Origin of the sequence: Streptomyces sp. NPDC051243 (genome assembly GCF_044455405.1) — a bacterium.
In the GTDB taxonomy this organism is placed as follows: Bacteria; Actinomycetota; Actinomycetes; order Streptomycetales; family Streptomycetaceae; genus Streptomyces.
The window spans coordinates 85,476-107,511 of sequence record NZ_JBITES010000005.1 but is presented as its reverse complement, the minus strand read 5'-3'; the positions used below and the strand labels follow the sequence as shown (position 1 = coordinate 107,511).

19 protein-coding genes and 1 pseudogene are annotated in these 22,036 nt (G+C 71.9%); 13 read left to right on the top strand and 7 right to left on the bottom strand.

Features of this window, described 5'->3' with window-relative positions; genetic code table 11:
- Positions 1-17 precede the first annotated feature (17 nt).
- Positions 18-977: a LysR family transcriptional regulator gene (locus tag ACIBAG_RS14290; RefSeq protein ID WP_399104686.1), complete on the bottom strand. Its 960-nt coding sequence runs from the start codon at positions 975-977 to the stop codon at positions 18-20.
- 125 nt (positions 978-1,102) lie between these two features.
- On the opposite strand from ACIBAG_RS14290, the gene ACIBAG_RS14285 reads away from it, so the two are divergent.
- Positions 1,103-2,548 carry a glyceraldehyde-3-phosphate dehydrogenase gene (locus ACIBAG_RS14285; RefSeq protein WP_399104684.1) on the top strand — a complete coding sequence of 482 codons (1,446 nt, stop codon included), beginning with the start codon at positions 1,103-1,105 and terminating at the stop codon, positions 2,546-2,548.
- A gap of 71 nt (positions 2,549-2,619) precedes the next feature.
- On the opposite strand, the gene ACIBAG_RS14280 is transcribed toward ACIBAG_RS14285, so the two are convergent.
- Positions 2,620-4,437, bottom strand: coding sequence for a thiamine pyrophosphate-binding protein (locus ACIBAG_RS14280; RefSeq protein WP_399104682.1), 1,818 nt, complete (start codon positions 4,435-4,437; stop codon positions 2,620-2,622).
- Positions 4,434-5,219 carry a cyclase family protein gene (locus tag ACIBAG_RS14275; RefSeq protein ID WP_399104680.1) on the bottom strand — a complete coding sequence of 262 codons (786 nt, stop codon included), beginning with the start codon at positions 5,217-5,219 and terminating at the stop codon, positions 4,434-4,436. The genes ACIBAG_RS14280 and ACIBAG_RS14275 overlap by 4 nt, the downstream gene beginning before the upstream one ends.
- Positions 5,220-5,583: 364 nt before the next feature.
- On the opposite strand from ACIBAG_RS14275, the pseudogene ACIBAG_RS14270 reads away from it, so the two are divergent.
- The 10 genes and pseudogenes from ACIBAG_RS14270 to ACIBAG_RS14225 all read left to right on the top strand — a co-directional run.
- Positions 5,584-5,940: pseudogene (locus ACIBAG_RS14270) on the top strand (cellulose binding domain-containing protein); the annotation flags it as partial.
- A gap of 179 nt (positions 5,941-6,119) precedes the next feature.
- Positions 6,120-7,160 (top strand): ABC transporter substrate-binding protein, encoded by a 1,041-nt coding sequence (locus ACIBAG_RS14265; RefSeq protein WP_399104678.1) that lies wholly within the window; start codon positions 6,120-6,122, stop codon positions 7,158-7,160.
- 44 nt (positions 7,161-7,204) lie between these two features.
- Complete coding sequence (locus tag ACIBAG_RS14260) at positions 7,205-8,170, top strand: FecCD family ABC transporter permease (RefSeq protein WP_399104676.1); 966 nt, start codon at positions 7,205-7,207, stop codon at positions 8,168-8,170.
- Entirely contained in the window at positions 8,167-9,252 is a 1,086-nt protein-coding gene (locus tag ACIBAG_RS14255) for a FecCD family ABC transporter permease (RefSeq protein ID WP_399104674.1), read from the top strand. The genes ACIBAG_RS14260 and ACIBAG_RS14255 overlap by 4 nt, the downstream gene beginning before the upstream one ends.
- A 175-nt stretch (positions 9,253-9,427) precedes the next feature.
- Positions 9,428-9,682, top strand: coding sequence for an EF-hand domain-containing protein (locus tag ACIBAG_RS14250; RefSeq protein ID WP_399104672.1), 255 nt, complete (start codon positions 9,428-9,430; stop codon positions 9,680-9,682).
- Positions 9,683-10,015: 333 nt separating this feature from the next.
- Positions 10,016-10,891, top strand: a complete 876-nt coding sequence (locus tag ACIBAG_RS14245; RefSeq protein WP_399104670.1) for an alpha/beta hydrolase — start codon at positions 10,016-10,018, stop codon at positions 10,889-10,891.
- 101 nt (positions 10,892-10,992) lie between these two features.
- Positions 10,993-12,801: a methylmalonyl-CoA mutase family protein gene (locus ACIBAG_RS14240; protein ID WP_399104668.1), complete on the top strand. Its 1,809-nt coding sequence runs from the start codon at positions 10,993-10,995 to the stop codon at positions 12,799-12,801.
- Positions 12,801-14,993 (top strand): methylmalonyl-CoA mutase, encoded by a 2,193-nt coding sequence (gene scpA, locus ACIBAG_RS14235; protein WP_399104666.1) that lies wholly within the window; start codon positions 12,801-12,803, stop codon positions 14,991-14,993. Before ACIBAG_RS14240 ends, scpA begins: the two co-directional genes overlap by 1 nt.
- Positions 14,990-15,976, top strand: a complete 987-nt coding sequence (gene meaB / locus ACIBAG_RS14230; protein WP_399104664.1) for a methylmalonyl Co-A mutase-associated GTPase MeaB — start codon at positions 14,990-14,992, stop codon at positions 15,974-15,976. The genes scpA and meaB overlap by 4 nt, the downstream gene beginning before the upstream one ends.
- A 197-nt stretch (positions 15,977-16,173) precedes the next feature.
- Positions 16,174-16,812 carry a hypothetical protein gene (locus tag ACIBAG_RS14225; RefSeq protein WP_399105420.1) on the top strand — a complete coding sequence of 213 codons (639 nt, stop codon included), beginning with the start codon at positions 16,174-16,176 and terminating at the stop codon, positions 16,810-16,812.
- A gap of 141 nt (positions 16,813-16,953) precedes the next feature.
- Here the strand turns inward: ACIBAG_RS14225 and ACIBAG_RS14220 are convergent, their stop codons facing one another.
- The 3 genes from ACIBAG_RS14220 to ACIBAG_RS14210 form a co-directional block, all read right to left on the bottom strand.
- Complete coding sequence (locus tag ACIBAG_RS14220) at positions 16,954-17,835, bottom strand: PhzF family phenazine biosynthesis protein (RefSeq protein WP_399104662.1); 882 nt, start codon at positions 17,833-17,835, stop codon at positions 16,954-16,956.
- Positions 17,836-17,962: 127 nt separating this feature from the next.
- Positions 17,963-18,229, bottom strand: a complete 267-nt coding sequence (locus ACIBAG_RS14215) for a hypothetical protein (RefSeq protein ID WP_399104660.1) — start codon at positions 18,227-18,229, stop codon at positions 17,963-17,965.
- Between the two features lie 157 nt (positions 18,230-18,386).
- On the bottom strand, positions 18,387-18,953 hold the full coding sequence (locus ACIBAG_RS14210) for a heme-binding protein (protein WP_399104658.1): 567 nt from the start codon (positions 18,951-18,953) through the stop codon (positions 18,387-18,389).
- Positions 18,954-19,185: 232 nt separating this feature from the next.
- Here ACIBAG_RS14210 and ACIBAG_RS14205 point away from each other — a divergent pair, with 232 nt between their 5' ends.
- Complete coding sequence (locus ACIBAG_RS14205; RefSeq protein ID WP_399104656.1) at positions 19,186-20,391, top strand: sensor histidine kinase; 1,206 nt, start codon at positions 19,186-19,188, stop codon at positions 20,389-20,391.
- Complete coding sequence (locus tag ACIBAG_RS14200) at positions 20,388-21,029, top strand: response regulator (RefSeq protein ID WP_399104654.1); 642 nt, start codon at positions 20,388-20,390, stop codon at positions 21,027-21,029. The genes ACIBAG_RS14205 and ACIBAG_RS14200 overlap by 4 nt, the downstream gene beginning before the upstream one ends.
- Before the next feature lie 75 nt (positions 21,030-21,104).
- Here the strand turns inward: ACIBAG_RS14200 and ACIBAG_RS14195 are convergent, their stop codons facing one another.
- Positions 21,105-21,959, bottom strand: a complete 855-nt coding sequence (locus ACIBAG_RS14195) for a helix-turn-helix domain-containing protein (protein WP_399104652.1) — start codon at positions 21,957-21,959, stop codon at positions 21,105-21,107.
- Positions 21,960-22,036: the final 77 nt, after the last annotated feature.

Genomic DNA, 22,036 nt, shown 5'->3' with positions numbered 1-22,036 from the left:
ACTGAGCGAGCAGCCGCCTACACCCCGGTCACGCTCCATGTGCGTGCGGCCCATGACTTCAAGTGCGGGGACTGGGCGGCAAGTTCACGGTGCGCGGCGACCGCCGACTGGAACAGCGCCTCCACCATCCCCACCGGGACCGCCTCACGCCGCCAGGCCAGGACGTAACGGCACCACAGCGGGGTACCGGCCAGCGGCTTGATCACGACATGCGGGATCGGGCGCGTTGTCGGCTGTACGGCGGACACGCCGAGCCCGTCGGCGATCATCCCCTGCAACTGCAGCTGGTCGCCCAGGAATTCGTGCACGGCGACCGGCGTGAAGCCTGCCGCCGAGCACGCCGTGTAGAAGACGCCGGGCCAGCCCGCCCCGTCGTCCGGCGTCACGAACCAGGCCTCGTCGGCGAGGTCGGCGAGCGCGACCTGGGCGCGGCTGCGGAGGGGATGGCGGGACGGCAGGGCCACGAACGTCGGCTCGGTCACGATCCCGCGATGGGCCACCGCGTCCGAGTGCTCCAGCTCCCTGCCGGGGTAGTCCGCGGCGATGGCGGCGTCCACCGCGCCCGCCTCCAGCAGTTCCACGATCCGGGAGGAGGCGTACACGCTGCTCACCGCGAGCGAGACGTCCGGCAGCCTGGCCCGCAGACCGCTGGCCATGCCCGCCAGCATCGGTGAATTGGTCGCCGCCACGCGCAGCGTCCGACGTGGCGACGCCGCGTCGACGGCGGGCCGGCGCCCGATCGCGGACGCGCGGTTCAGGACATCGCGCGCCTGTGCCACCACCTCGACGCCGTACGGAGTCGGCCTTACGCCCGTCGGCCCGCGCTCGAACAGCGGCTCACCGAAGTGCCGCTCGATCCGCCGGAGTTGGGTACTGACCGCGGGCTGCGTGTACCCCAGCTCCACCGCGGCCCGGCCCACGCTCCCGGCGTCCGCGATCGCGCACAGCACCCGCAGATGCCGTAGCTCCAGCTCCATCCACCCCTCCAGTCGTGCAAATCACCTCAATACGGGATTTACGCGCACCCCAACGACCCCTGCTTGAACGATCGTCGCACCCTGCGGTTAGCATATGAGCGCCTCCTAGCTCGAAAGATAGGCCCGTGACTGTCAACGACGACTCGTTCACCAACTGGAAGAACCGCGAGGAGATCGCGGAGTCGATGATCCCGCTCATCGGGAAGCTGCACCGGGAGCGGGACGTCACCGTCCTCCTCCACAGCCGCTCCCTGGTGAACAAGTCGGTGGTCAGCATCCTGAAGACCCACCGGTTCGCCCGGCAGATCGGCGGTGAGGAGCTCTCGGTCACCGAGACCCTGCCGTTCCTGCAGGCCCTCACCGCGCTCGACCTCGGCCCGTCGCAGATCGACCTCGGCATGCTGGCCGCGGCGTACAAGGCCGACGAGCGCGGTCTGTCCGTGGAGGCGTTCACCGCCGAGGCCGTGGCCGGTGCCACCGGCGCCAACAAGATCGAGCGCGGCGAGGGGCGTGACGTCGTCCTCTACGGCTTCGGCCGCATCGGCCGGCTCGTGGCCCGCCTGCTGATCGAGAAGTCCGGCTCGGGCAACGGCCTGCGGCTGCGTGCCATCGTCGTCCGTGGCAGCGGTGAGCAGGACATCGTCAAGCGCGCCTCGCTGCTGCGCCGTGACTCGATCCACGGCCAGTTCCAGGGCACGATCACCGTCGACGAGGCGAACAGCACGATCATCGCCAACGGCAACGCGATCAAGGTGATCTACGCGAACGACCCCTCCGAGGTCGACTACACGGCGTACGGCATCAAGAACGCCATCCTGATCGACAACACCGGCAAGTGGCGCGACCGCGAGGGCCTGTCCAAGCACCTGCGCCCCGGTGTCGACAAGGTCGTGCTGACCGCCCCCGGCAAGGGCGACGTCCCCAACATCGTGCACGGCGTCAACCACGACACGGTCAAGCCGGACGAGCAGATCCTGTCCTGCGCCTCCTGCACCACCAACGCCATAGTCCCGCCCCTGAAGGCGATGGACGACGAGTTCGGTGTGCTGCGCGGCCATGTGGAGACCGTCCACTCCTTCACCAACGACCAGAACCTGCTGGACAACTACCACAAGTCCGAGCGCCGCGGCCGCTCCGCGCCGCTGAACATGGTCATCACCGAGACCGGCGCCGCCTCCGCCGTCGCGAAGGCGCTGCCCGACCTCAAGGCGAAGATCTCCGGCAGCTCGATCCGCGTGCCCGTGCCGGACGTCTCGATCGCCATCCTCAACCTCCAGCTGGGGCGCGAGACCAGCCGCGAGGAGGTCCTCGACTACCTGCGCGAGGTGTCGCTCACCTCGCCGCTGCGCCGCCAGATCGACTTCATCACGGCGCCCGACGCGGTCTCCAGCGACTTCATCGGCTCCCGCCACGCCTCGATCGTGGACGCCGGCGCCCTGAAGGTCGACGGCGACAACGCCATCCTCTACCTCTGGTACGACAACGAGTTCGGCTACTCCTGCCAGGTCATCCGCGTCGTCCAGCACGTCTCCGGGGTGGAGTACCCGACCTTCCCGGCACCGGCGGTCTGATCCCGCCCGGCAATGCGCCGACCCGTCTGCCGGCAATGCGGTGCCGACAGGCGGGTCGGCGCCTCCCGCGTTCAGTGCCCGCGGAACGCCTCCTCCAGCCACCATGACCCGTGATCGGCGACCACCTTGGCGTCGATGAGCAACGGCGCGGACCGCGGCCCGGCCACCCAGTCCGCCACGGCCTTCAGGTCGGCCCGCGTCCGGACGGTCACCGCCTCGAAGCCGTAGCCCCGCCCCACCGCGGCGATGTCCGTCGGCGGGAAGCGGACGGTGTCCAGCGGGTGCCCGTCGGGTCCGAAGTGGTGCACCTCGGCGCCGTACGCCTCGTCGTCGTACACGACGACCACCATCGGCAGCCCGAGCCGCCGCACCGTGTCGAGCTCGACGGCGCCCATCAACGCGCCTCCGTCCCCGAGCGCGGCCACCGGGAGCCGGTCCGGCTGTGCCAGTGCCGCCCCGATCGTGGTCGCCAGGCCCAGGCCTATCGACTGGAACGCCTGCGTGAAGCAGAAGCCCTTCTCGTCCGGCACCGACAGGTACGCGCTCGGATAGCCCATGAAGTTGCCCGAGTCCACGCCGAGCACCCGCTCGGCGGGCAGGATGTCGTCGAGCGCGATGCTCAACGTCCGCGGGTCGATCCGCTCCCGCGTGCTCGTGTCCTCGTACGGCACGTCCCGCAGGCGCCCCCGGGCGGCGAGGGCCGCACCGGTCTCCGGACTCCGGTAGCCCTGCCTGCGCTCACCGGCCGCGTCCAGCACCCGGCGCGCGGTGAGCCGCACATCTCCGGTGACACCGAGGTCGACCTGACGGTGGACGCCGAGTGCGGACGGTTCGTCGTCGACCTGTACGACGGTCGCCTCGGCGCCGATGAGGCTGCCGTGCCGCATCGTCCACATGTTGAGGGCGCAGCCCCAGCCGACGATCAGGTCCGCGCCCCGGATCAGTTCACAGGCAAGGGGGGAGGCGAAACCGCCGGAGATGTCGAGCGACCACGGGTTGCCGTGGAAGAGGCCGCGCGCGACGGCCGAGGTGGCGAGCAGCGCGCCGTGCCGCTCGGCGAGGGCCTCCAGGGCCGCTCGACTGCTAGGTCGTGTCCGCAAAGTCCCGTCGTCCGCCCGGAGGGCGGGCCCCGCGGCGTCTGGTGCGTGCTCTCGGCGTGCCGGGCGGAAGCCCTCGTACTGGTTGTACGTGGGCTTTCGCCCGGTGCGGCGAGAGTGCGTGCCAGGCGTCGCGGGGCAGGCGGGACTTTGCGGACACGGACTAGGGCCGCGCGATCCCCGGCCGGCCACGAAGACCGGCCGCCGGGACCGGCCGAGCAACTCGGCCAAGGCGGTCACGCCGTCCGCGTCCGGTTCGACCGCGGCCCGGTCCGGTGGTGGCGCCGCCTGTGCCGGCGCACCGTCCGGCACGTCCGACGCCTGTACGGGCAAAGGGAGGTTGAGCAGGACGGTACGCCGCTCCCGCACCGCCAGCCCGACCGCCGCACACGCCTGCACGACCGCCTCCTGAGCCGACGTGACCCGAACCGAGACCGCGCCCACCGCGTGCGCCAACGCCTCTTGGTCGACGTAGAAGTTGGAGCGGGGCTCGGTCACCTCGGCGGCGAGCACGACGAGCGGCGTGCGGGACTTGGCCGCCTCCGCGATCCCGGTCATCGCGTTCGTCAGGCCGGGCCCCTGGTGCACGCTCACCACGGCGACCTCGCCGCTCGTCCGGGCGTAGGCGTCGGCCATCGTCGCCGCGCCACCCTCATGGCGAGCGGCGACGAACCGCGCCCCTGCCGCGATCATCGCGTTCGTGACATGGAAGTTGCCCGATCCGACCACCCCGAAGACCTGGCGCACCCCGGCCGCGTACAGCGCCCGGCCGATGGCTTCCGCGGCCTTCATGAGCGCTCCACCAGCGCCAGCACGCGCGCGGGAGCTCCGGATCCGGTGACGATCGGCAGCGGTCCCGCGATGACGACGGCGCCGGTCGGCGGCAGTGCGGCGAGGTTCCGCAACTGCGTCAGGCCGTACTTCTCACTGCCCATGAGATAGGAGTGGCAGGGGTAGGCGGGGTCGAAGGAGTGGGCGGCTCCGGCGTCCGTGCCCACCGTCTCGACGCCGAGGCCGACCACCGGCGACTCCTCGGCGATCCAGCGGGCGCACTCCGCCGACAGGCCCGGGGTGTGCGGGCCGCTCTCGTCGGCGTTGAGGAACGCCTCCTGGGAGTGCGAGCGGGCGTCCCAACCGGTGCGCAGCAGCAGCCAACCCCCTTCGGGCAAGGGGCCGTTCTCCGCCTCCCATGCCTTCACATGGTCGACCTCGACCAGGAAGTCGGGGTTCTTCGCGACCTCGTCGGTGAAGTCCAGCACGGCTGCCGGTGCGATCAGCCGGCCGGCCGGCACCGAGGCCACATCCGTGAGGTCCTTGCCGGTGACCCAGTGGTTCGGGGCGTCGAAGTGGGTGCCGGTGTGCTCGCCGCTGCGGAAGTTGTTCCAGTACCAGGCCGGTCCCCGGTCGTCGTACCGGCTGATCTCCTCCAGCTCGAAGACGGCGGTCTGCCCGAAGTGGGGCGGCAGTTGGATCACCGGAGTCGACGAGGACAAGGGCGAGGTGAGGTCGACGACTTCGATCGATCCACCTCGCAGCCCGGCGACCAGCGCGGCAAGGACGGACGGTTCGGGCATGGATGCCTCCTCCGACGGAAGGTGCTCGCCCTGACAGCATCTCAGTTCAGCCCTCGACTTCCGTCCTGTCGTCGACCTATTGACGTGTTAGTGACAACGATGGCTTCATGCCTGAATGGGAGCGCTCCCACTCGACGTGGAGAAGGGAACATCATGCGCGACCCCCGCCGAGCACGCTTACGGCTCCTCCCGCTCCTCGGCCTGCTGACCGCCCTGCTCCTGCCCCTCGGCGCGACCCTCGCACCGCCGGCCACCGCCGCCGAGGCCGCAACCCGTGCGCGTCATGCCGCTGGGCGACTCCATCACCGGCTCGCCCGGCTGCTGGCGGGCGGTGCTGCGGAACCGGCTGCAGTCCGCCGGACACACGGTGACGGTGACGACGCCCTCCGGCGACTCGTCCGCGACGTGCGGTGCCGGCTTCCGGGTGACGCACGAGTGGCCCGGAGGCTTCCAGGGCGAGATCGTCTTGCGCAACACCGGCAGTTCCGCGATCAACGGCTGGACGCTGCGCTGGACCTTCGCGGACAGTCAGCGCGTCAGCAACCTGTGGGGCGGCACCGCGACGCAGAGCGGCGCCGAGGTGAGCGTCGCCTCGGTGTCGTACACGGCGACGATCGCCCCGGCGGGTTCGGTGACCCTGGGCTTCACGGCCACGAAGGGCAACACGAACCCCCACCCCGCGGCCTTCACGCTCAACGGCTCCGCCTGCTCGGTGACTTGACCTGCCCTGTGCCCACCTCCTTGGCGCCCTGCCGACGCTGGGCGTCAAGGAACCACACGGTGACACCACAGGACCGTGACAGGAGCCACACAGACTCGCTTGTAGGGCACACGAAAGATCCGGATAAGGTGAGGCTGGCCTAATAGCCGCCCCCCGTGTACTTCAAAGGGAGCCTTGCCATGCTTCACCGGCGCCGCGGTACCGCCGCCGTCGCTCTTGCCGTCGCCGCCGCCCTGTCCCTCGCGGCCTGCGGCGGTTCCGACGACAGCACCGACAAGAAGCCCGCGGCCGGAGCCGGGGACAAGAAGGCCGTGGCTCAGGGCGGCGACGAGTTCGCGGACGCCGCGAAGAAGACCGCCGAGATGGGCACCGACGCCAAGCCGGGCGAATGGCCGCGCACCATCGAGCACGCCATGGGTGAGACCGAGATCAAGGCCCAGCCCAAGCGTGTCGTGGTCCTGGACGTCGGCGAGCTCGACAACGTCGTGTCGCTCGGCATCAAGCCGGTCGGTCTCGCGCCCACCGAGGGCTCCCCCGAACTGCCCTCGTACCTCAAGAAGGACGCCGGCAACCCGGAGAACGTCGGCACCATCAACAACCTCAACCTGGAGGCGATCGCGGGCCTCAAGCCGGACCTGATCCTCGGCAGCCAGCTGCGCGCCGCGGACAAGTACGACGAGCTGTCCCAGATCGCGCCCACCGTCTTCTCCCTGCGCCCCGGCTTCACCTGGAAGGAGAACTACCTCCTGAACGCCGCGGCCCTGGACAAGACCGCCGAGGCCAAGGCGCAGCTCGCCGCGTACGACAAGAAGGTCGAGGAGCTCGACGCCAAGCTCGGCGCGGACAAGCCGACGGTGTCGATGGTGCGTTACCTGCCCGACGGTGTCATCCGCCTCTACGCCAACGCCTCGTTCATCGGCACCATCCTCAAGGACGCCGGCATCCCGCGTCCGAAGAACCAGGACATCGAGGACCTGGCCGCCGAGGTCAGCGCCGAGAACATCGACCAGGCCGACGGTGACTACATCTTCACCGGCGTCTACGGCGACGCGAAGGCCACCGACAAGTCCCGCGCCCAGAGCAACCCGCTGTGGAAGAACCTCAAGGCGGTCAAGGAGGGCCACGCGTACGACGTGCCGGACGAGACCTGGTACCTGGGCCTGGGCGTCACCGCGGCCGACGAGGTCCTCGCGGACCTCGAGAAGTACCTGACCAAGTAAGGCCGTTCGGCGACAGCGACAAGAGGAACAGCAAGAGGAAACGCATGTCCCCTGCCACCCGGCGGCGCATCGGCTGGACGGTCGCCGGCACCCTCTTGCTGCTCCTCGCCGTCCTGCTCAGCCTCGCCCTCGGCAGCCGCCAGATCCCGCCGGGCGAGGTGCTCGACGCCCTGCTGCACGGCGGCAGCGGTGACAACGCGCAGGTCGTACGCGCACTGCGGGTCCCGCGCACGGTCATCGGCGTGATGGTCGGGCTGGCCCTCGCGGTCGCCGGCGTCGTCATGCAGGGCATCACCCGCAATCCGATCGCCGAGCCCGGCGTCCTGGGCGTCAGCCAGGGCGCCTCGCTGGGCGTCGTCTGCGCGATCGCGTTCCTCGGGGTGCACACGCCGGCCGGCTACGTCTGGTTCGCCTTCGCGGGTGCGGGGCTCGCCGCGGTGGCCGCGTACGCCGTGGCCGGCAGCGGACGCGGCGGCGCCTCGCCGGTCAAGCTGGCGCTGGCCGGGGCCGCGATGAACGCGTTCATCGCCTCGGTGGTCTCCGCCATCGTCACGACCGACGCCCGGGCCCTGGACGAGTTCCGCTTCTGGGACGTCGGCTCGATCGGCGGGCGGGACGGTGAAGTGGTGGTACAGACATGGCCGTTCCTGCTCGGGGGGCTGCTGCTGGTCGCCGTCATGGCCCGCGGTCTGGACGCCCTCGCTCTCGGCGACGACGTGGCGCGGGGGCTCGGTCACCGGGTGGCCCTGGTGCGGGCTCTGGGCGCGCTCGCGGCGACCGTGCTGACCGGGGTCGCCGTCCCGCACATCGCGCGGGCGCTGGTGGGCGCCGACCACCGGTGGGTCCTCGCCCTGTCCGCGTTGCTGGGTCCGGTGGTGATCCTGGTGTCGGACGTGCTCGGCCGTGTCGTCTTCGCGCCCTCGGAAGTTCCGGTGGCCGTGATGACCGCGTTGCTCGGCGTGCCGTTCCTGGTCGCGCTGGTACGGAGGAAGGCGACGGTGCCGGCGTGACACAGTCCCTTGATCGAACGAGCCCCGCGCCTCGGCGGCCGCGCCCCGCCGGCTACACCGTGGTCCGCGTCGGGGACGGCAGCTTCCTGCTGCACCGCCGGGCGAGTGCGGTCGCGGTCCTGCTGGCCGTCGTACTGGCGACCACGGCCGTCGTTTCCCTGTGCGTCGGCGAGTCGTACGTCTCCCCGACCGAGGTCGTCCGTGTGCTGCTCGGGCAGCCGAGCCCGGACGAGCTGGTCGTCGGCACGCTGCGTCTTCCCCGCCTGGTGACGGGTCTGCTGGTGGGTGCGGCCTTCGGCGTCTCCGGCGCGCTGATCCAGACCGTCGCCCGCAACTCGCTGGCCAGTCCGGACGTCATCGGCGTCACGCACGGTGCGGGCGCGGCCACGGTGGCCGCCATGACCTTCGGGATCACCTCGTACGCCGTCCTGCCGTATGTCTCGATCGCCGGCGGGCTCTCGGCCGCAGCGCTCGTCTACGTCTTCGCCTGGCGGGACGGCCTGCACGCCACACGCTTCGTCCTGGTGGGCATCGGTGTGTCGATCGCCCTGGGTTCGGTGACCCGGCTGTTCCTCACCAAGGGGGACTATCTGGTGGCCCAGCAGGCCAAGGTGTGGCTGACCGGTTCGCTCAACGGCCGCGGCTACGACCAGGCGGCACCGCTGGCGTGGGTCCTGCTCGCCCTGGTCCCGGCCCTGCTGTGGGCGGCGCACGCCCAGCGCATGGTGTCCCTGGACGACAGCACGGCGACCGCGCTGGGCGTACGGCTCGGTCCGGTCCGGCTGGGCCTCACCGCGCTCGGGGTGGTGCTCGCGTCGGTGGCGACGGGCGCGGCGGGCCCGGTCGACTTCGTGGCGCTGCTCGCCCCGCAGATCGCCCACCGGCTGACCCGTACCGCGCAGATCCCGCTGCTGTCCTCCGCCCTGACCGGCGCCACGATCGTCCTCGTCGCGGACGTTCTGGCCCGCCGCCTGCTCTCCCCGGTCGAGCTGCCGGTGGGCGTGCTCACGGCGGCGGTCGGGGCGCCGTATCTGATGTGGCTGATCGCCCGGACCCGGGCTCGCTCGGCCAGGGGCGCCTGACCGGTCGGGCGTGGCCGTCCGAGGGCCGCGCGGCCGACGGCCGGGAATCCGCGCTCCGGGCGCAGGGCCTGCATCGAGGTGGCCCGCGGAGGCAACCTGGAGGGGTGCGGACACGTCTTGGTGTGGGAACGGGGTGGGCCGGCCGCCTGCCGGTATCAGGAACGAGGGTGTCACGATGAGCGAGAAGGCCCGAAAGCTGTTCGAGGCGCTCGACCTCGACGAGAACGGGACCCTGACCCGCGCAGAGGTGATCATCGCCCTGCGGACGAAGGGCCCCTCCCTGGCCGCGACGGGCGACCTGCCGTTGTGGGCCGTGGGAGACGAGAACGCCTCCTCCGCGCTGTTCGACGCCGCCGACCAGAACGGGGACGAGGTACTGACCCTGGAGGAGTTCGCGGCGGTGGTCGACCGCCGGTTCGGCTGGAGCTGACGGGCCGGTTCCAGCCGTACGGGGCCGGCGGCCGCCGATGAATCGCGTACCGCTGTTCCACCCGAGACTCGGCCGGGCCGACGCGCCCGTCCTGTTGCTGGTGCGCGGCTGCGGCGGGGACGGGCGGAAGTTGCCGTCCGAGTCCGGGCCGCTCCGGCCGCGCCGGACCGGGCGTCACTGAAACGCCCAAGGGGAAGGGCCCGTTCAGGTGGTGCGGATGATCTTCGTGTGTCTAGGGTCAACAGACCGATCGGCCAACCGACCGATACGGACACCGACACCGACACCGGGCCCGCGCGCCGCCGATTCCGGCGATGCCGCCGCGGCCGGAGAGTGAGCCGACAGATGCAACCGACCTTCGTCCTGGTTCACGGAGCGTTCGCGAACTCCTTCTCCTTCGCACCGCTCCAGGCCGAACTCGGCCTCCTGGGGCACCGTTCGGTCGCGGTCGACCTGCCCGGTCACGGATTCGCGGCGACGTACCCGCACGCCTATCAGGCACCGCAGGACCCCGAAGGGCTCGCGACCACGCCCGGCTCGATCAAGGGGGTGACGCTCGCCGACAACGCGGCACACCTGATCGGGATCCTGGAGCGAGCCAAGCGGAACGGGCCCGTGATCCTCGTCTCGCACAGTCGCGGCGGCGTCACGGCCACCGCCGCGGCCAACGCGCGACCCGACCTCATCGACCGCCTCGTCTACGTCTCCGCCTGGTGCCCCGTCGACCTCAGCGTCGGCGACTACTACGCCGAGCCCGAGATGGCCACGGTCGACCCTGCCTCCCTGGCACTCGCGATGGCCGGCAACCCGGCCGAACTCGGCCTGCTCCGCGTCAACTTCCGTACCGCGGACCCGGCCGCCCTCGCCGCGTTCAGGGCGGCGTTCCTCGCCGACGGCACCGACGACGAGTTCCGGACCTTCCTCAACACCTTTCAGCCCGACGAGAACCTGGACGTCGGCACCGCCGCCGACCGGGCGCAGGCCGCGACCTGGGGCCGCATCCCTCGGACGTATGTGCGGCTGGCCGACGACAGGAGCCTGCCGCTCGCCCTGCAGGACCGGCTGATCCGCGAGGGCGACGCGCTCACCCCGGACAACCCGTACGACGTCCGAACCCTCGCCGGCAGTCACCTGAAGTGGCTGACCGACCCGGCGCCCGCGGCCCGGATTCTCGGCGATCTCGCAGGGCTTCCGACGGCGGCGGAATGACGCTCCGGAGCACAAAGAGGCCGAGGTCACAGCCATGGAGAGGGCAAGGTCACAGTCGTGCCCCCTGCTGCTCCTTTGGGCCTCTGGCCTAGCATCCGAGCATGACGGTCCTGCCTGACGACGGGCTTGAGCTGGCCGCCGAGTTCCCTGACGTGTCCCACGAGCAGTGGCAGCGCCTCATCGCGGGTGTGCTGCGCAAGTCGGGCAAGGACGTCGAGGGCGCTCAGGCCGAGGAAGCCCTGTCCACCGCGCTGGAGGACGGGCTGCGCACCCGGCCTCTGTACACCGCGCACGACGCCGCGCCCGACTCCGGCCTGCCCGGGTTCGCTCCCTTCGTGCGCGGCAGCCGCGCAGAGGGGAACACGGTCGGCGGCTGGGACGTACGCCAGCGGCACACGACGGCCGACGGCACCACGGTCCTGGCGGACCTGGAGAACGGCGTCACGTCGCTGTGGCTGGTCGTCGGCGAGGGCGGCATCCCGGTGTCGTCCCTCGGCGGGGTCCTGGACGGTGTGTACCTCGATCTCGCCCCCGTCGTCCTCGACGCAGGACGCGAAGTGGAGCCGGCCGCACGTGAGTTGCTGCGGCTGTACGAGGAGCGGGGCGTCGCCAAGGACGTGGCGCGCGGCAACCTGGGCGCCGATCCGCTCGGCCACGAGGCCCGTACGGGGCAGTCGTACGACTTCCGGGCGGCGGCCGCTCTCGCGCGGCTGTGCGCCGAGGAGTACCCGGGGCTGCGCGCGCTGACGGTGGACGCGCTGCCGTACCACGAGGCCGGCGGCTCCGCCGCGCAGGAGCTGGGCTGCTCGCTGGCGACCGGCGTGGCGTATCTGCGGGAGCTCACCGAGGCCGGGCTGAGCGTCGAACAGGCCTGCGCTCAGCTGGAGTTCCGGTACTCGGCGACCGCCGACCAGTTCCTGACCATCGCCAAGCTGCGGGCCGCGCGCCGGCTGTGGGCGCGGGTCGCCGAGGTCTGCGGGGCCCCGCAGGCGGGGGCGCAGCGCCAGCACGCCGTGACCTCGCCCGTGATGATGACGCGCCGCGACCCGTGGGTGAACATGCTGCGCACGACGATCGCCACGCTGGCCGCCGGGGCCGGCGGCGCCGAGTCCGTCACCGTGCTGCCCTTCGACCACGCCCTCGGTCTGCCGGACGCCTTCGCGCGGCGTATCGCCCGCAACACCTCGACGATCCTCATCGAGGAGTCGCATCTGGCCCGGGTCATCGACCCGGCGGGCGGCTCCTGGTACGTGGAGCGCCTCACCGACGAACTCGCCCACGCGGGCTGGGAGTTCTTCCAGCGCGTCGAGGGGAACGGTGGCCTCGCGGCCGTCCTTCGCTCCGGGCGGCTCGGGCAGGACCTCGCCGACACCTGGCAGGTCCGCAGCGGCAAGCTGGCCAAGCGGCGCGAACCCGTCACCGGCGTCAGCGAGTTCCCGCACCTGGCGGAGAAGCCCGTGGAGCGGCAGCCCGCGCCCGAGCCCCCGTCCGGCGGTCTGCCCCGCGTGCGGCGCGACGAGGCGTACGAGGAGCTGCGCGCCCGCTCCGACGCCCACCTCGCCGCGACGGGCTCCCGCCCGCGGATCTTCCTGGCCGCCCTGGGCCCGGCGGCCGCCCACACCGCCCGCCTCACCTTCGCCTCGAACCTGTTCCAGGCGGGCGGCATCGAGCCCGTCACCGAGGGCACGTTCGAGGACAGCGGCGCCACGGAGGTCTGCCTGTGCTCCAGTGACGCCCTGTACGAGGAGCAGGCGGCGACCGTGGCCGCCGAGCTGAAGGCCGCCGGTGCCTCGCACGTGTTCCTGGCGGGCCGTCCCGGGGAGTACCCCGGCGTCGACGCGTATGTCTTCGCGGGCTGCGACGCCGTCGCCGTCCTGTCCGCCACCCTTGACCGCATGGGAGTGTCCTGATGACCGCCCGCTCTGGCCCCTCCGTCCCCGACTTCTCCGGGATCGAACTGGGGACGCCCGCTGCCGGCGGCGGCGCCGACGAGTGGCGTACGGCCGTCAAGAGGGCGGCCGGCGGCGACGACCTGCTGTGGGAGACCCCGGAGGGCATCCCGGTCAAGCCGCTGTACACCGGGCAGGACCTGGAGGGCCTGGACTTCCTGGGCACCTACCCGGGCGCCGCGCCGTATCTTCGGGGCCCGTACCCCACGATGTACGTCAACCAGCCGTGGACGATCCGTCAGTACGCGGGTTTCTCCACGGCCGAGGAGTCCAACGCCTTCTACCGGCGCAACCTCGCCGCCGGCCAGAAGGGCCTGTCGGTCGCCTTCGACCTGCCCACGCACCGCGGCTACGACAGCGACCACCCGCGCGTGACGGGTGACGTCGGCATGGCGGGCGTGGCGATCGACTCGATCTACGACATGCGGCAGCTGTTCGACGGCATTCCGCTGGACAAGATGACCGTGTCGATGACGATGAACGGCGCCGTGCTGCCGGTGCTGGCGCTGTACATCGTCGCCGCCGAGGAACAGGGCGTGCCGCCCGAGAAGTTGGCCGGGACCATCCAGAACGACATCCTCAAGGAGTTCATGGTCCGCAACACCTACATCTATCCGCCGAAGCCGTCGATGCGGATCATCTCCGACATCTTCGCCTTCACCTCGCAGCGGATGCCCCGCTACAACTCCATCTCCATCTCCGGCTACCACATCCAGGAGGCCGGCGCGACGGCCGACCTGGAGCTGGCGTACACCCTCGCGGACGGCGTGGAGTACATCCGGGCGGGCCGTGAGGCGGGCCTGGACGTGGACGCGTTCGCGCCCCGGCTGTCGTTCTTCTGGGCGATCGGCATGAACTTCTTCATGGAGATCGCCAAGCTCCGGGCGGCCCGCCTGCTGTGGGCCAAGCTGGTCAAGCAGTTCGACCCGAAGAACACCAAGTCCCTCTCCCTGCGCACGCATTCGCAGACCTCGGGCTGGTCGCTGACCGCGCAGGACGTGTTCAACAACGTCACGCGCACCTGCGTCGAGGCGATGGCGGCGACCCAGGGCCACACGCAGTCGCTGCACACGAACGCCCTCGACGAGGCGCTCGCGCTGCCCACCGACTTCTCGGCCCGCATCGCCCGCAACACCCAGCTGCTGATCCAGCAGGAGTCCGGCACCACCCGGGTCATCGACCCGTGGGGCGGCAGCGCCTACGTGGAGAAGCTGACGTACGACCTCGCGCGCCGGGCCTGGCAGCACATCCAGGAGGTCGAGGCGGCGGGCGGCATGGCGAAGGCGATCGACGCCGGTATCCCCAAGCTGCGCATCGAGGAGGCCGCGGCCCGCACCCAGGCCCGGATCGACTCCGGGCGCCAGCCGGTGATCGGCGTGAACAAGTACCGCGTCGAGAACGACGAGGCCATCGAGGTCCTCAAGGTCGACAACTCCTCCGTGCGCGCCCAGCAGATCGAGAAGCTGCGGCGGCTGCGCGCGGAGCGGGACGAGCAGGCGTGCCAGGACTCGCTGGACGCGCTGACCCGGGCCGCCGGCGGCGAGGGCAACCTGCTGGAGCTGGCGGTGAACGCGGCCCGCGCCAAGGCGACCGTCGGGGAGATCTCCGACGCCCTGGAGAAGGTGTACGGCCGGCACGCGAGCCAGATCCGTACGATCTCCGGCGTGTACCGCAACGAAGCAGGCGAGTCCCCGAACGTGGACCGCACCCGCGCCCTGGTGTCCGACTTCGAGGAGGCCGAGGGCCGCCGCCCGCGCATCCTGGTCGCCAAGATGGGCCAGGACGGCCACGACCGCGGTCAGAAGGTGATCGCCACCGCCTTCGCCGACCTCGGCTTCGACGTCGACGTCGGCCCGCTGTTCCAGACGCCGGGCGAGGTGGCCCGTCAGGCCGTCGAGGCGGACGTGCACATCGTCGGGGTGTCGTCGCTGGCCGCCGGGCACCTCACCCTCGTACCGGCGCTCAAGGAGGCGCTGGCCGAGGAGGGGCGCGAGGACATCATGATCGTGGTCGGCGGAGTGATCCCGCCGCAGGACGTGCCCACGCTGCTGGAAATGGGCGCGGCGGCCGTCTTCCCTCCGGGCACGGTGATCCCGGACGCCGCGTACGACCTGGTCAAGCGGCTGGCGGCCGACCTCGGGCACGAGCTGTGATCGATGTCGACGCGTATGTGAAGGGCGTACTCGACGGGAAGCGGGCGATCATCGCGCGCGCCATCACACTCGTCGAGTCCACCCGCCCTCAACACCGGGCGCTGGCACAGGAGTTGCTGACCGAGCTGCTCCCGCACAGCGGCCGGGCGCGGCGGATCGGTGTCAGCGGGGTGCCGGGCGTGGGCAAGTCGACGTTCATCGACGCGTTCGGCTCGATGCTGACGGGGCTCGGGCACCGGGTCGCCGTGCTCGCCGTGGACCCGTCCTCCAGCCGTACCGGAGGCTCGATCCTCGGCGACAAGACGCGGATGGAGCGCCTGGCCGTGGACCCGGCGGCCTTCGTCCGCCCCTCCCCCACCGCGGGCACGCTGGGCGGAGTCGCGAAGGCGACCCGCGAGTCGATCGTGGTGATGGAGGCGGCCGGCTACGACGTGATCCTGGTGGAGACGGTCGGTGTCGGACAGTCCGAGACCGCGGTCGCGAACATGGTCGATTCCTTTCTGCTGCTCACCCTGGCCCGCACCGGCGATCAGCTGCAGGGCATCAAGAAGGGCGTCCTGGAACTGGCCGACGTGCTCGCCGTCAACAAGGCGGACGGCCCGCACGAACGCGACGCCCGCGCTGCGGCACGGGAGTTGGCGGGCGCGCTGAGGCTGATGCACGGCAAGGACGCCGTCTGGACACCGCCGGTGCTCAGCTGCAGCGCCCGTGAATCGACCGGCCTGGACACCGTCTGGGAGCGCCTAGAACAGCACCGCACCCTGCTGGACTCGACCGGGCGCCTCGCCGCCAAACGCCGTGACCAGCAGGTCGACTGGACGTGGAGCATGGTCCGCGACGAACTCCTGGGCCGACTGCAGGCCGATCCGGCGGTGCGGGCGCTCGCGCCGGTACTCGAACAGCAGGTCAGGGACGGGGCGTTGACGCCGACGCTGGCGGCCGAGCGGATTCTGGGGGCGTTGGGGAGTTCGGGGCCGGCCTGAGCGCGCGGTGACCCAACCGGCGCCGGGCCCGCCTGTGTTGGCCCGGACGCCACATTCGTTGACATGTTCAAAACATGTCATTACCATCCGGGCCACTTGGAAAGCGCTTTCCCTCCGTCTGGCGCCGACCCACCGTCACCCCACGCGACGGCCAACCCCCCACAGGAGGAGCCCCGATGAGTTCACGTCGAATCGCGATGCCCCCTGCGTGCACGCGCATACCCTGGCGCAACAAGGCGGTCGTGGCCGCCCTCGCTGCCACCCTGCTCGCAGGCCCGGGCATCGCGCACGCCGGCCCGCAGACCGCAGCGGCATCGGCACCTGCATCCGCGTCGCGGGATCAGGTGACGGCCGCCGCCACCATCACCTGGACCCTCGAACGGGCCGCCAACCCCACCCAGGACCAACTCACGGCCTACGACCTCATCACCAGGGCCATGAACGCCGCGGTGGCCCGCTACAACAACCTCAGCGACCTGGGCAAGACCATCACCGTCCGCTACGACCCCGGCGTGCCCACCGCCGACGGCAACATCAACGGCACCATCCGCTTCGGCAACCGCGGCTACATGACCGAGCGGACCGCGTTGCACGAGATCGCGCACACCATCGGCGTGGGGACGAGCTCCGGCTGGTCCCGCCTCGGCGGCAGCGGCACCTGGACGGGTGCGCAGGCCACGGCGTTGGTCCGGCAGTTCGACGGTTCCGGCGCCAAGATCTCCACCGGCGGCGGCCACTTCTGGCCGTACGGCCTGAACTACGACAACGAGTTCTCGAACACGGCGGCCGACCGCCATGTCCGGATCATCGCCGCGATGGTGCGCGACGGGCTGTGAGCCGAGGGGCCGGCGCCGGAGGCCGCCGCAGCGGCCCCGGGCGTCGGCGCCCACGCGCCCGGTCTGCAACAGGGGGCGCCCCACCTGACGACGTCAGGTACTCGGGCAGGGGATGTTCAGCGCCCGCCGCGCGTCCCCGCCTTACCGGGGAATGCGAGCGCCCGTGCCGCTGACCCGGACCTTCGGGTCGCCCGCGTGCAGGGTCACGGTGAGTACGCCGGGCCTGCCCATGTCCTCGCCCTGGTGCAGGGTGAGCTCCGACTCCGCGGGCACCAGGGCGAGTTCACGGGCGTACGCGCCGAAGGCGGCGGCCGCGGCCCCGGTTGCCGGATCCTCCACGACTCCGCCGATCGGGAAGGGGTCGCGGACGTGGAAGACGGTGTCCGCGGCGCGCCACACCAACTGCACGGTCGTCAGGTCCAGCTTGCGCATCAGGGCGGCGAGCCGCTCGAAGTCGTACGAGAGATCCGCCAGCCGTTCCCGGCTTCCGGCGCCCAGCACCAGATGGCGGGCGCCGGCGAAGGCGATGCGGGGTGGCAGCCTCGGGTCGAGGTCGGCCGCCGGCCAGCCCAACGCCGCCAGGGCCTCGGCCAGTTCCTCCCGGGCGATCTCCTCGATCCGGGGTTCCACGCTCGTCAGGGTCGCCCGGAGGGTGCCGTCGGCGCCGCGCGTGACGGTCACCGGCACCGTGCCCGCGCGGGTGGCGAAGACCAGATCCCCCGGCCCGATCCGCTCGGCCAGGGCCACGGCGGTGGCGATGGTGGCGTGGCCGCAGAAGGGCACCTCGGCGCGAGGACTGAAGTACCGAACGGTGTAGGCCCGACCGGTTTCCCCGGCCAACTCCTCGGGCGGCCCCGTCAGGAACGCGGACTCGCTGTATCCCAGCTCGGCGGCGATCGCCAGCATCGCGGCGTCGTCGAGCCCGGAGGCGTCCAGCACCACGCCCGCCGGATTGCCGCCGTCCGGGTGGGACGAGAAGGCGGTGTAGTGCAGGACGTCGGTGATCTGCTCATCGATCTTCATGCCGTACGACAACCTGCGGGCCGGGGCGCCAATTCCCGGCCCGCACGCCGTCCTTTGCGGAGACTCGCTCGCGGTCGGGCGAGGGGCTGCCGATGCGCCGGAAGGTCGCCGAAGCCGGTGTGGCGCATCAGCGGCGCCGCCGTCCTCGCGGCACGCTCGCGTCGGTCGACGCCAGCAAGGGGTCTCGCACGGCTGAGACTTCGGGTCGGAACTGGACGATCAGGTCCTCCCGCAGCAGTCGTGAGAACGACCGCCGCAGCTCGCTGCGGGACGGCTCGTCGAGCGGCTGCCCGTGACGGAGCCGCGCTGTCCGGCGGCCCGCCAGGGAAGCGACGAACGCACCCGACAGGGCCGCACCGGCACCGACCACGGCCGCCACCACCGAAGGGTCCATGCCGCTTCCCCCCTCACAGCCCCGCTGCTCGATCGCGACCAGCCGGTTCCGCGCCCGGACCGCTCGTCCCGCGTGCTGCGAGAGTACCGACGGTCTCCTGGGCGCATCCTGCCCTACGGCACGGGCGATACGAGACTCCCGTGCGCGTTCCGGACGGCTAGCGAGCCACCGCGTCGGCTCCCGCCTGGGCGAACTTCTCGTCCAGTGCGCCGGACGGAGCGCCCGCGACGCCGATGCCGGCGATCGGGGCGTTGCCGGCGGTGACGGGGACGGCGCCCGCGAGGAACAGGGTGCCGGGGATGTCCTTCAGGTTCGGGGCCTGCTGGAGGCGCTCGGCGAGCTGGGAGGTGGGGGCGTTCCAGGAGACCGCGGTGAACGCCTTGCGCTCGGCGGACTCGTAGGACTGCGGGCCGGCGCCGTCGCCGCGCAGCGTCACGATGGTGTTGCCATTGCGGTCGACGACGGCGACCGTGACGCGCTGGTTCTCCTTCTCGGCGGCGTCGAGCGCGGCCTGCGCGGCCTTGGTGGCGGCGTCGATCGTGAGGTGGGTGGAGGTCGTGGTGGCCCGCGCGGAGGCGGCCGCGGCGGCGGCCGGGTTCGCGGCGGGCGCCGAGGCGTTCGCGGACACCGCGCCGAAGCCCGCCAGGGCGACGACGGCGAGCACGGCACCGCCGGTGGCGACGCGAGCGCGGCGGGAGAACTTCTTCTTGTGCACGGGGTTCATGGGTCGGTCGACTCCTTCGATGGGCGGGCGGCCCGGTTGCCGCCCCGCTTCGTCCGCTCTCCACCCTCGACCCGGCACAGGGCCCGGACGGTCGGCGCTCCGGCTCGCCCCGGCGGACACGACGGACGACACCGGGGTCATCCGATCGGTTGACCCGCCTGCCCTCGCACCGGGTCACAATGGAGGTGTTTGCCCAGTTCAGCGCCTACGAACGGGAAGGAGGCGGCCCCGGATGGGGAACCGGTCGTACGCACCGGGCACCGTGGACACCCGGTGGCTCGGCGTCGTGATGCACGCGGCGTTCTTCCTGCTGCTCGGCGGCGCGCTCGCCCGATTCGTGCTGCGCCATCCCGGCGAACCCCGCACCCCGTGGATCATCGCGCTGTGCGTCGTGCTGGCCGTCCTGCAGTTGCTGGGGCCCCGGACCGGCGACGCGGGTGCCCGGCCCACCCGGCGGCACTCGGCCTGGCTGGCGCTGGTCGTCGTGGTGTGGATGGTCCTCGTCGTGCTCGCGCCCAGCTTTGCCTGGTGCGCGGTGCCCCTCTTCTACACCGGCCTGCGTACGCTGCCGGCCCGCGCGGCCCTCGTTCTCGTGGTGGTCCTGACGGCCTTCGTCGTCGCCGCGCAGCTGGAGCTCGCGGGCCGCTTCGACCCGAACCTGGTCCTCGCGCCGCCCGCCGTCGCCGCCCTGGCCACCGCCGTGTTCCTGCAGATGGAACGGCACACCGCGCGCCAGCGCGTCCTGATCGACGACCTGATCCGCACCCGCCACGAACTCGCCGCCTCGGAACGCCGCGAGGGCACCCTCGCCGAACGCCAGCGGCTCTCCATGGAGATCCACGACACGCTCGCCCAGGGCCTGTCCAGCCAGCGGATGCTGCTGCAGGCGGCCGACCGGGTCTGGGACACCGAACCGGACAAGGCCCGCGCCCATGTCCGCACCGCCGCGTCCGTCGCCGCCCACAATCTCGCCGAGGCCCGGCGCTTCGTGCACGACCTGGCTCCCGCCGACCTCGCCCGGGGCGCCGGCCTCGACCAGGCGCTGCGTGCCCTGGCCGCGCGGGAGTCCGGGGCGGAGTTCGCCGTACGCGTCCACATCGACGACGACAGCCGCCTCCCCCAGTTGCCCGACCGAGTCCAGTCCGCCCTGCTGCGCATCGCCCAGGGCGCCCTGGCCAACGTCCGCGAGCACGCGGCCGCCACCCACGCCGTGCTCACGCTCACCCTCCTCGACGACGAGGTCGTCCTGGACGTCTCCGACGACGGCCATGGCTTCGACGTCGCCGGCCTGCCCGACTCCCCCGGCGCGGAACGCGGTCACGGGCTGCCCGCCATGCGGGCCCGGCTGCGCGCGCTCGGCGGGACCCTGACCGTCGACTCCACGCCCGGCGAGGGCACCGTCCTGTCCGCCGCCGTCCCCCTGGAGGCGCCCCGATGACCCCCGACCGCGCTCCCGTGCGCATCCTGGTCTGCGACGACCACGCCGTCGTACGGGCCGGGCTGCTGGCCCTGCTGGACAGCGCCCCGGACATCGACGTGGTCGGCGAGGCCGGCAGCGGCGAGGAGGCGCTCGCGCTGGCCGCGAAACTCAGCCCGGACGTGGTGCTGATGGATCTGCAACTGGGCGAGGGCATCGACGGTGTGGAGGCAACCCGCCGCCTCACCTCCCTCCCCGGCGCCCGCGCCCACGTCCTGGTCCTGACCACGTACGACACCGATGCCGACATCACCCGCGCCGTCGAGGCCGGTGCGACCGGCTATCTGCTCAAGGCCGAGCGCGCCGACGAGCTCTTCGCCGCGATCCACGCCGCCGCCCAGGGGCGTCCCGCCCTGTCCGCGCCGGTCGCCGGCCGCGTCATGGCCAACCTGCGCCGGCCCCGCCCCGCCCTCACCGACCGCGAGCGCGACATCCTCGCCCAGCTCGCCCGTGGCATCGGCAACCGCGACATCGCCCGCGCCCTCTACATCAGCGAGGCCACCGTCAAGACCCATCTGCGCCGCATCTACGACAAACTCGGCGTCGACACCCGCGCGGGTGCCGTGGCGGTCGCGAAGGAGCAACGCCTGCTGCCGTGAGGGCGGCACGGCCGGAGCGGAGACCAGGGCGACACCGAGCCGGAACAGCGGGCGGTGCCCGGCACCGCCGGCCTGTCACCGCTCCGCGGACAGGTATTCGGGAGCGGCCCACGCGACGTCGTCGACCGCGAGCCAGGGCGCGGCCGAGACCGCCGTCGGCGTCACCCCGGCGAAGGCCCTGACGTCCCGATGGAGGTGCGACTGGTCGGCGTAGCCCAGCTCCGCCGCCACCACGGTGGGACTGTGCCCCGCGGCGAGACGGTGTGCCGCGTGGTCGAAGCGGACGAGTCGCGCCGCCCGCTTGGGGTTGAGGCCGATCTGGGACCGGAAGCGGGACCACAGTCGCTTACGGCTCCATCCGACCTCGGCCGCCAGCCGCTCGACCCTGACCCCGCCCCGGTTCCCGACCATGCACTTCCAGACGAAGGCGACTTCCCGATCGACCGCCCGGCCTGCCTCGTGGCGTCGGGCGAGTGCGGCCTGCGCGATGGCGAACCGCTCGTCCCAGGCCCGGGCAGCGCGCAGCCGTTCCCGGGTGCGCTCGGCCTCGCGGCCCCAGAGGTCGTCGAGGGAGACCACTGTGCCGCCCAACTCCGAGGAAGCGCCCAGTACCGCGTGCGCGACGACCGGCGACAGCCGCACCTGGAGACACTCGATGTCACGGCCGTGGCCTCGCAGGCCGCTCGGCGCGAGCCCGACGACGACACCGCCGTCCTGCGGCCGACCGCTGCTGTCTTCGACGACGAGGGGCCCCTCGCCGAGGTTGACGGCCACCGTGACCGCCGAGAACGGGACCACGCTCAGGTCGACGAGGTCCGTGGTGCGAGCGCGGAATCCGGCCATGCTGACTCCCGGCAGCCGGCCGGGCGACGCCGGGGTGGCGATGTCCCAGACCGTCGCTGCGTCATGAGCCGGCCGGGCGGTTCCCATGTCGCCAGGCTACGCGACATTCGTCCAAGACGAGCCGATGGCGGGAGAACGACGCTGGTGACGTCCGCAAGTGCCCG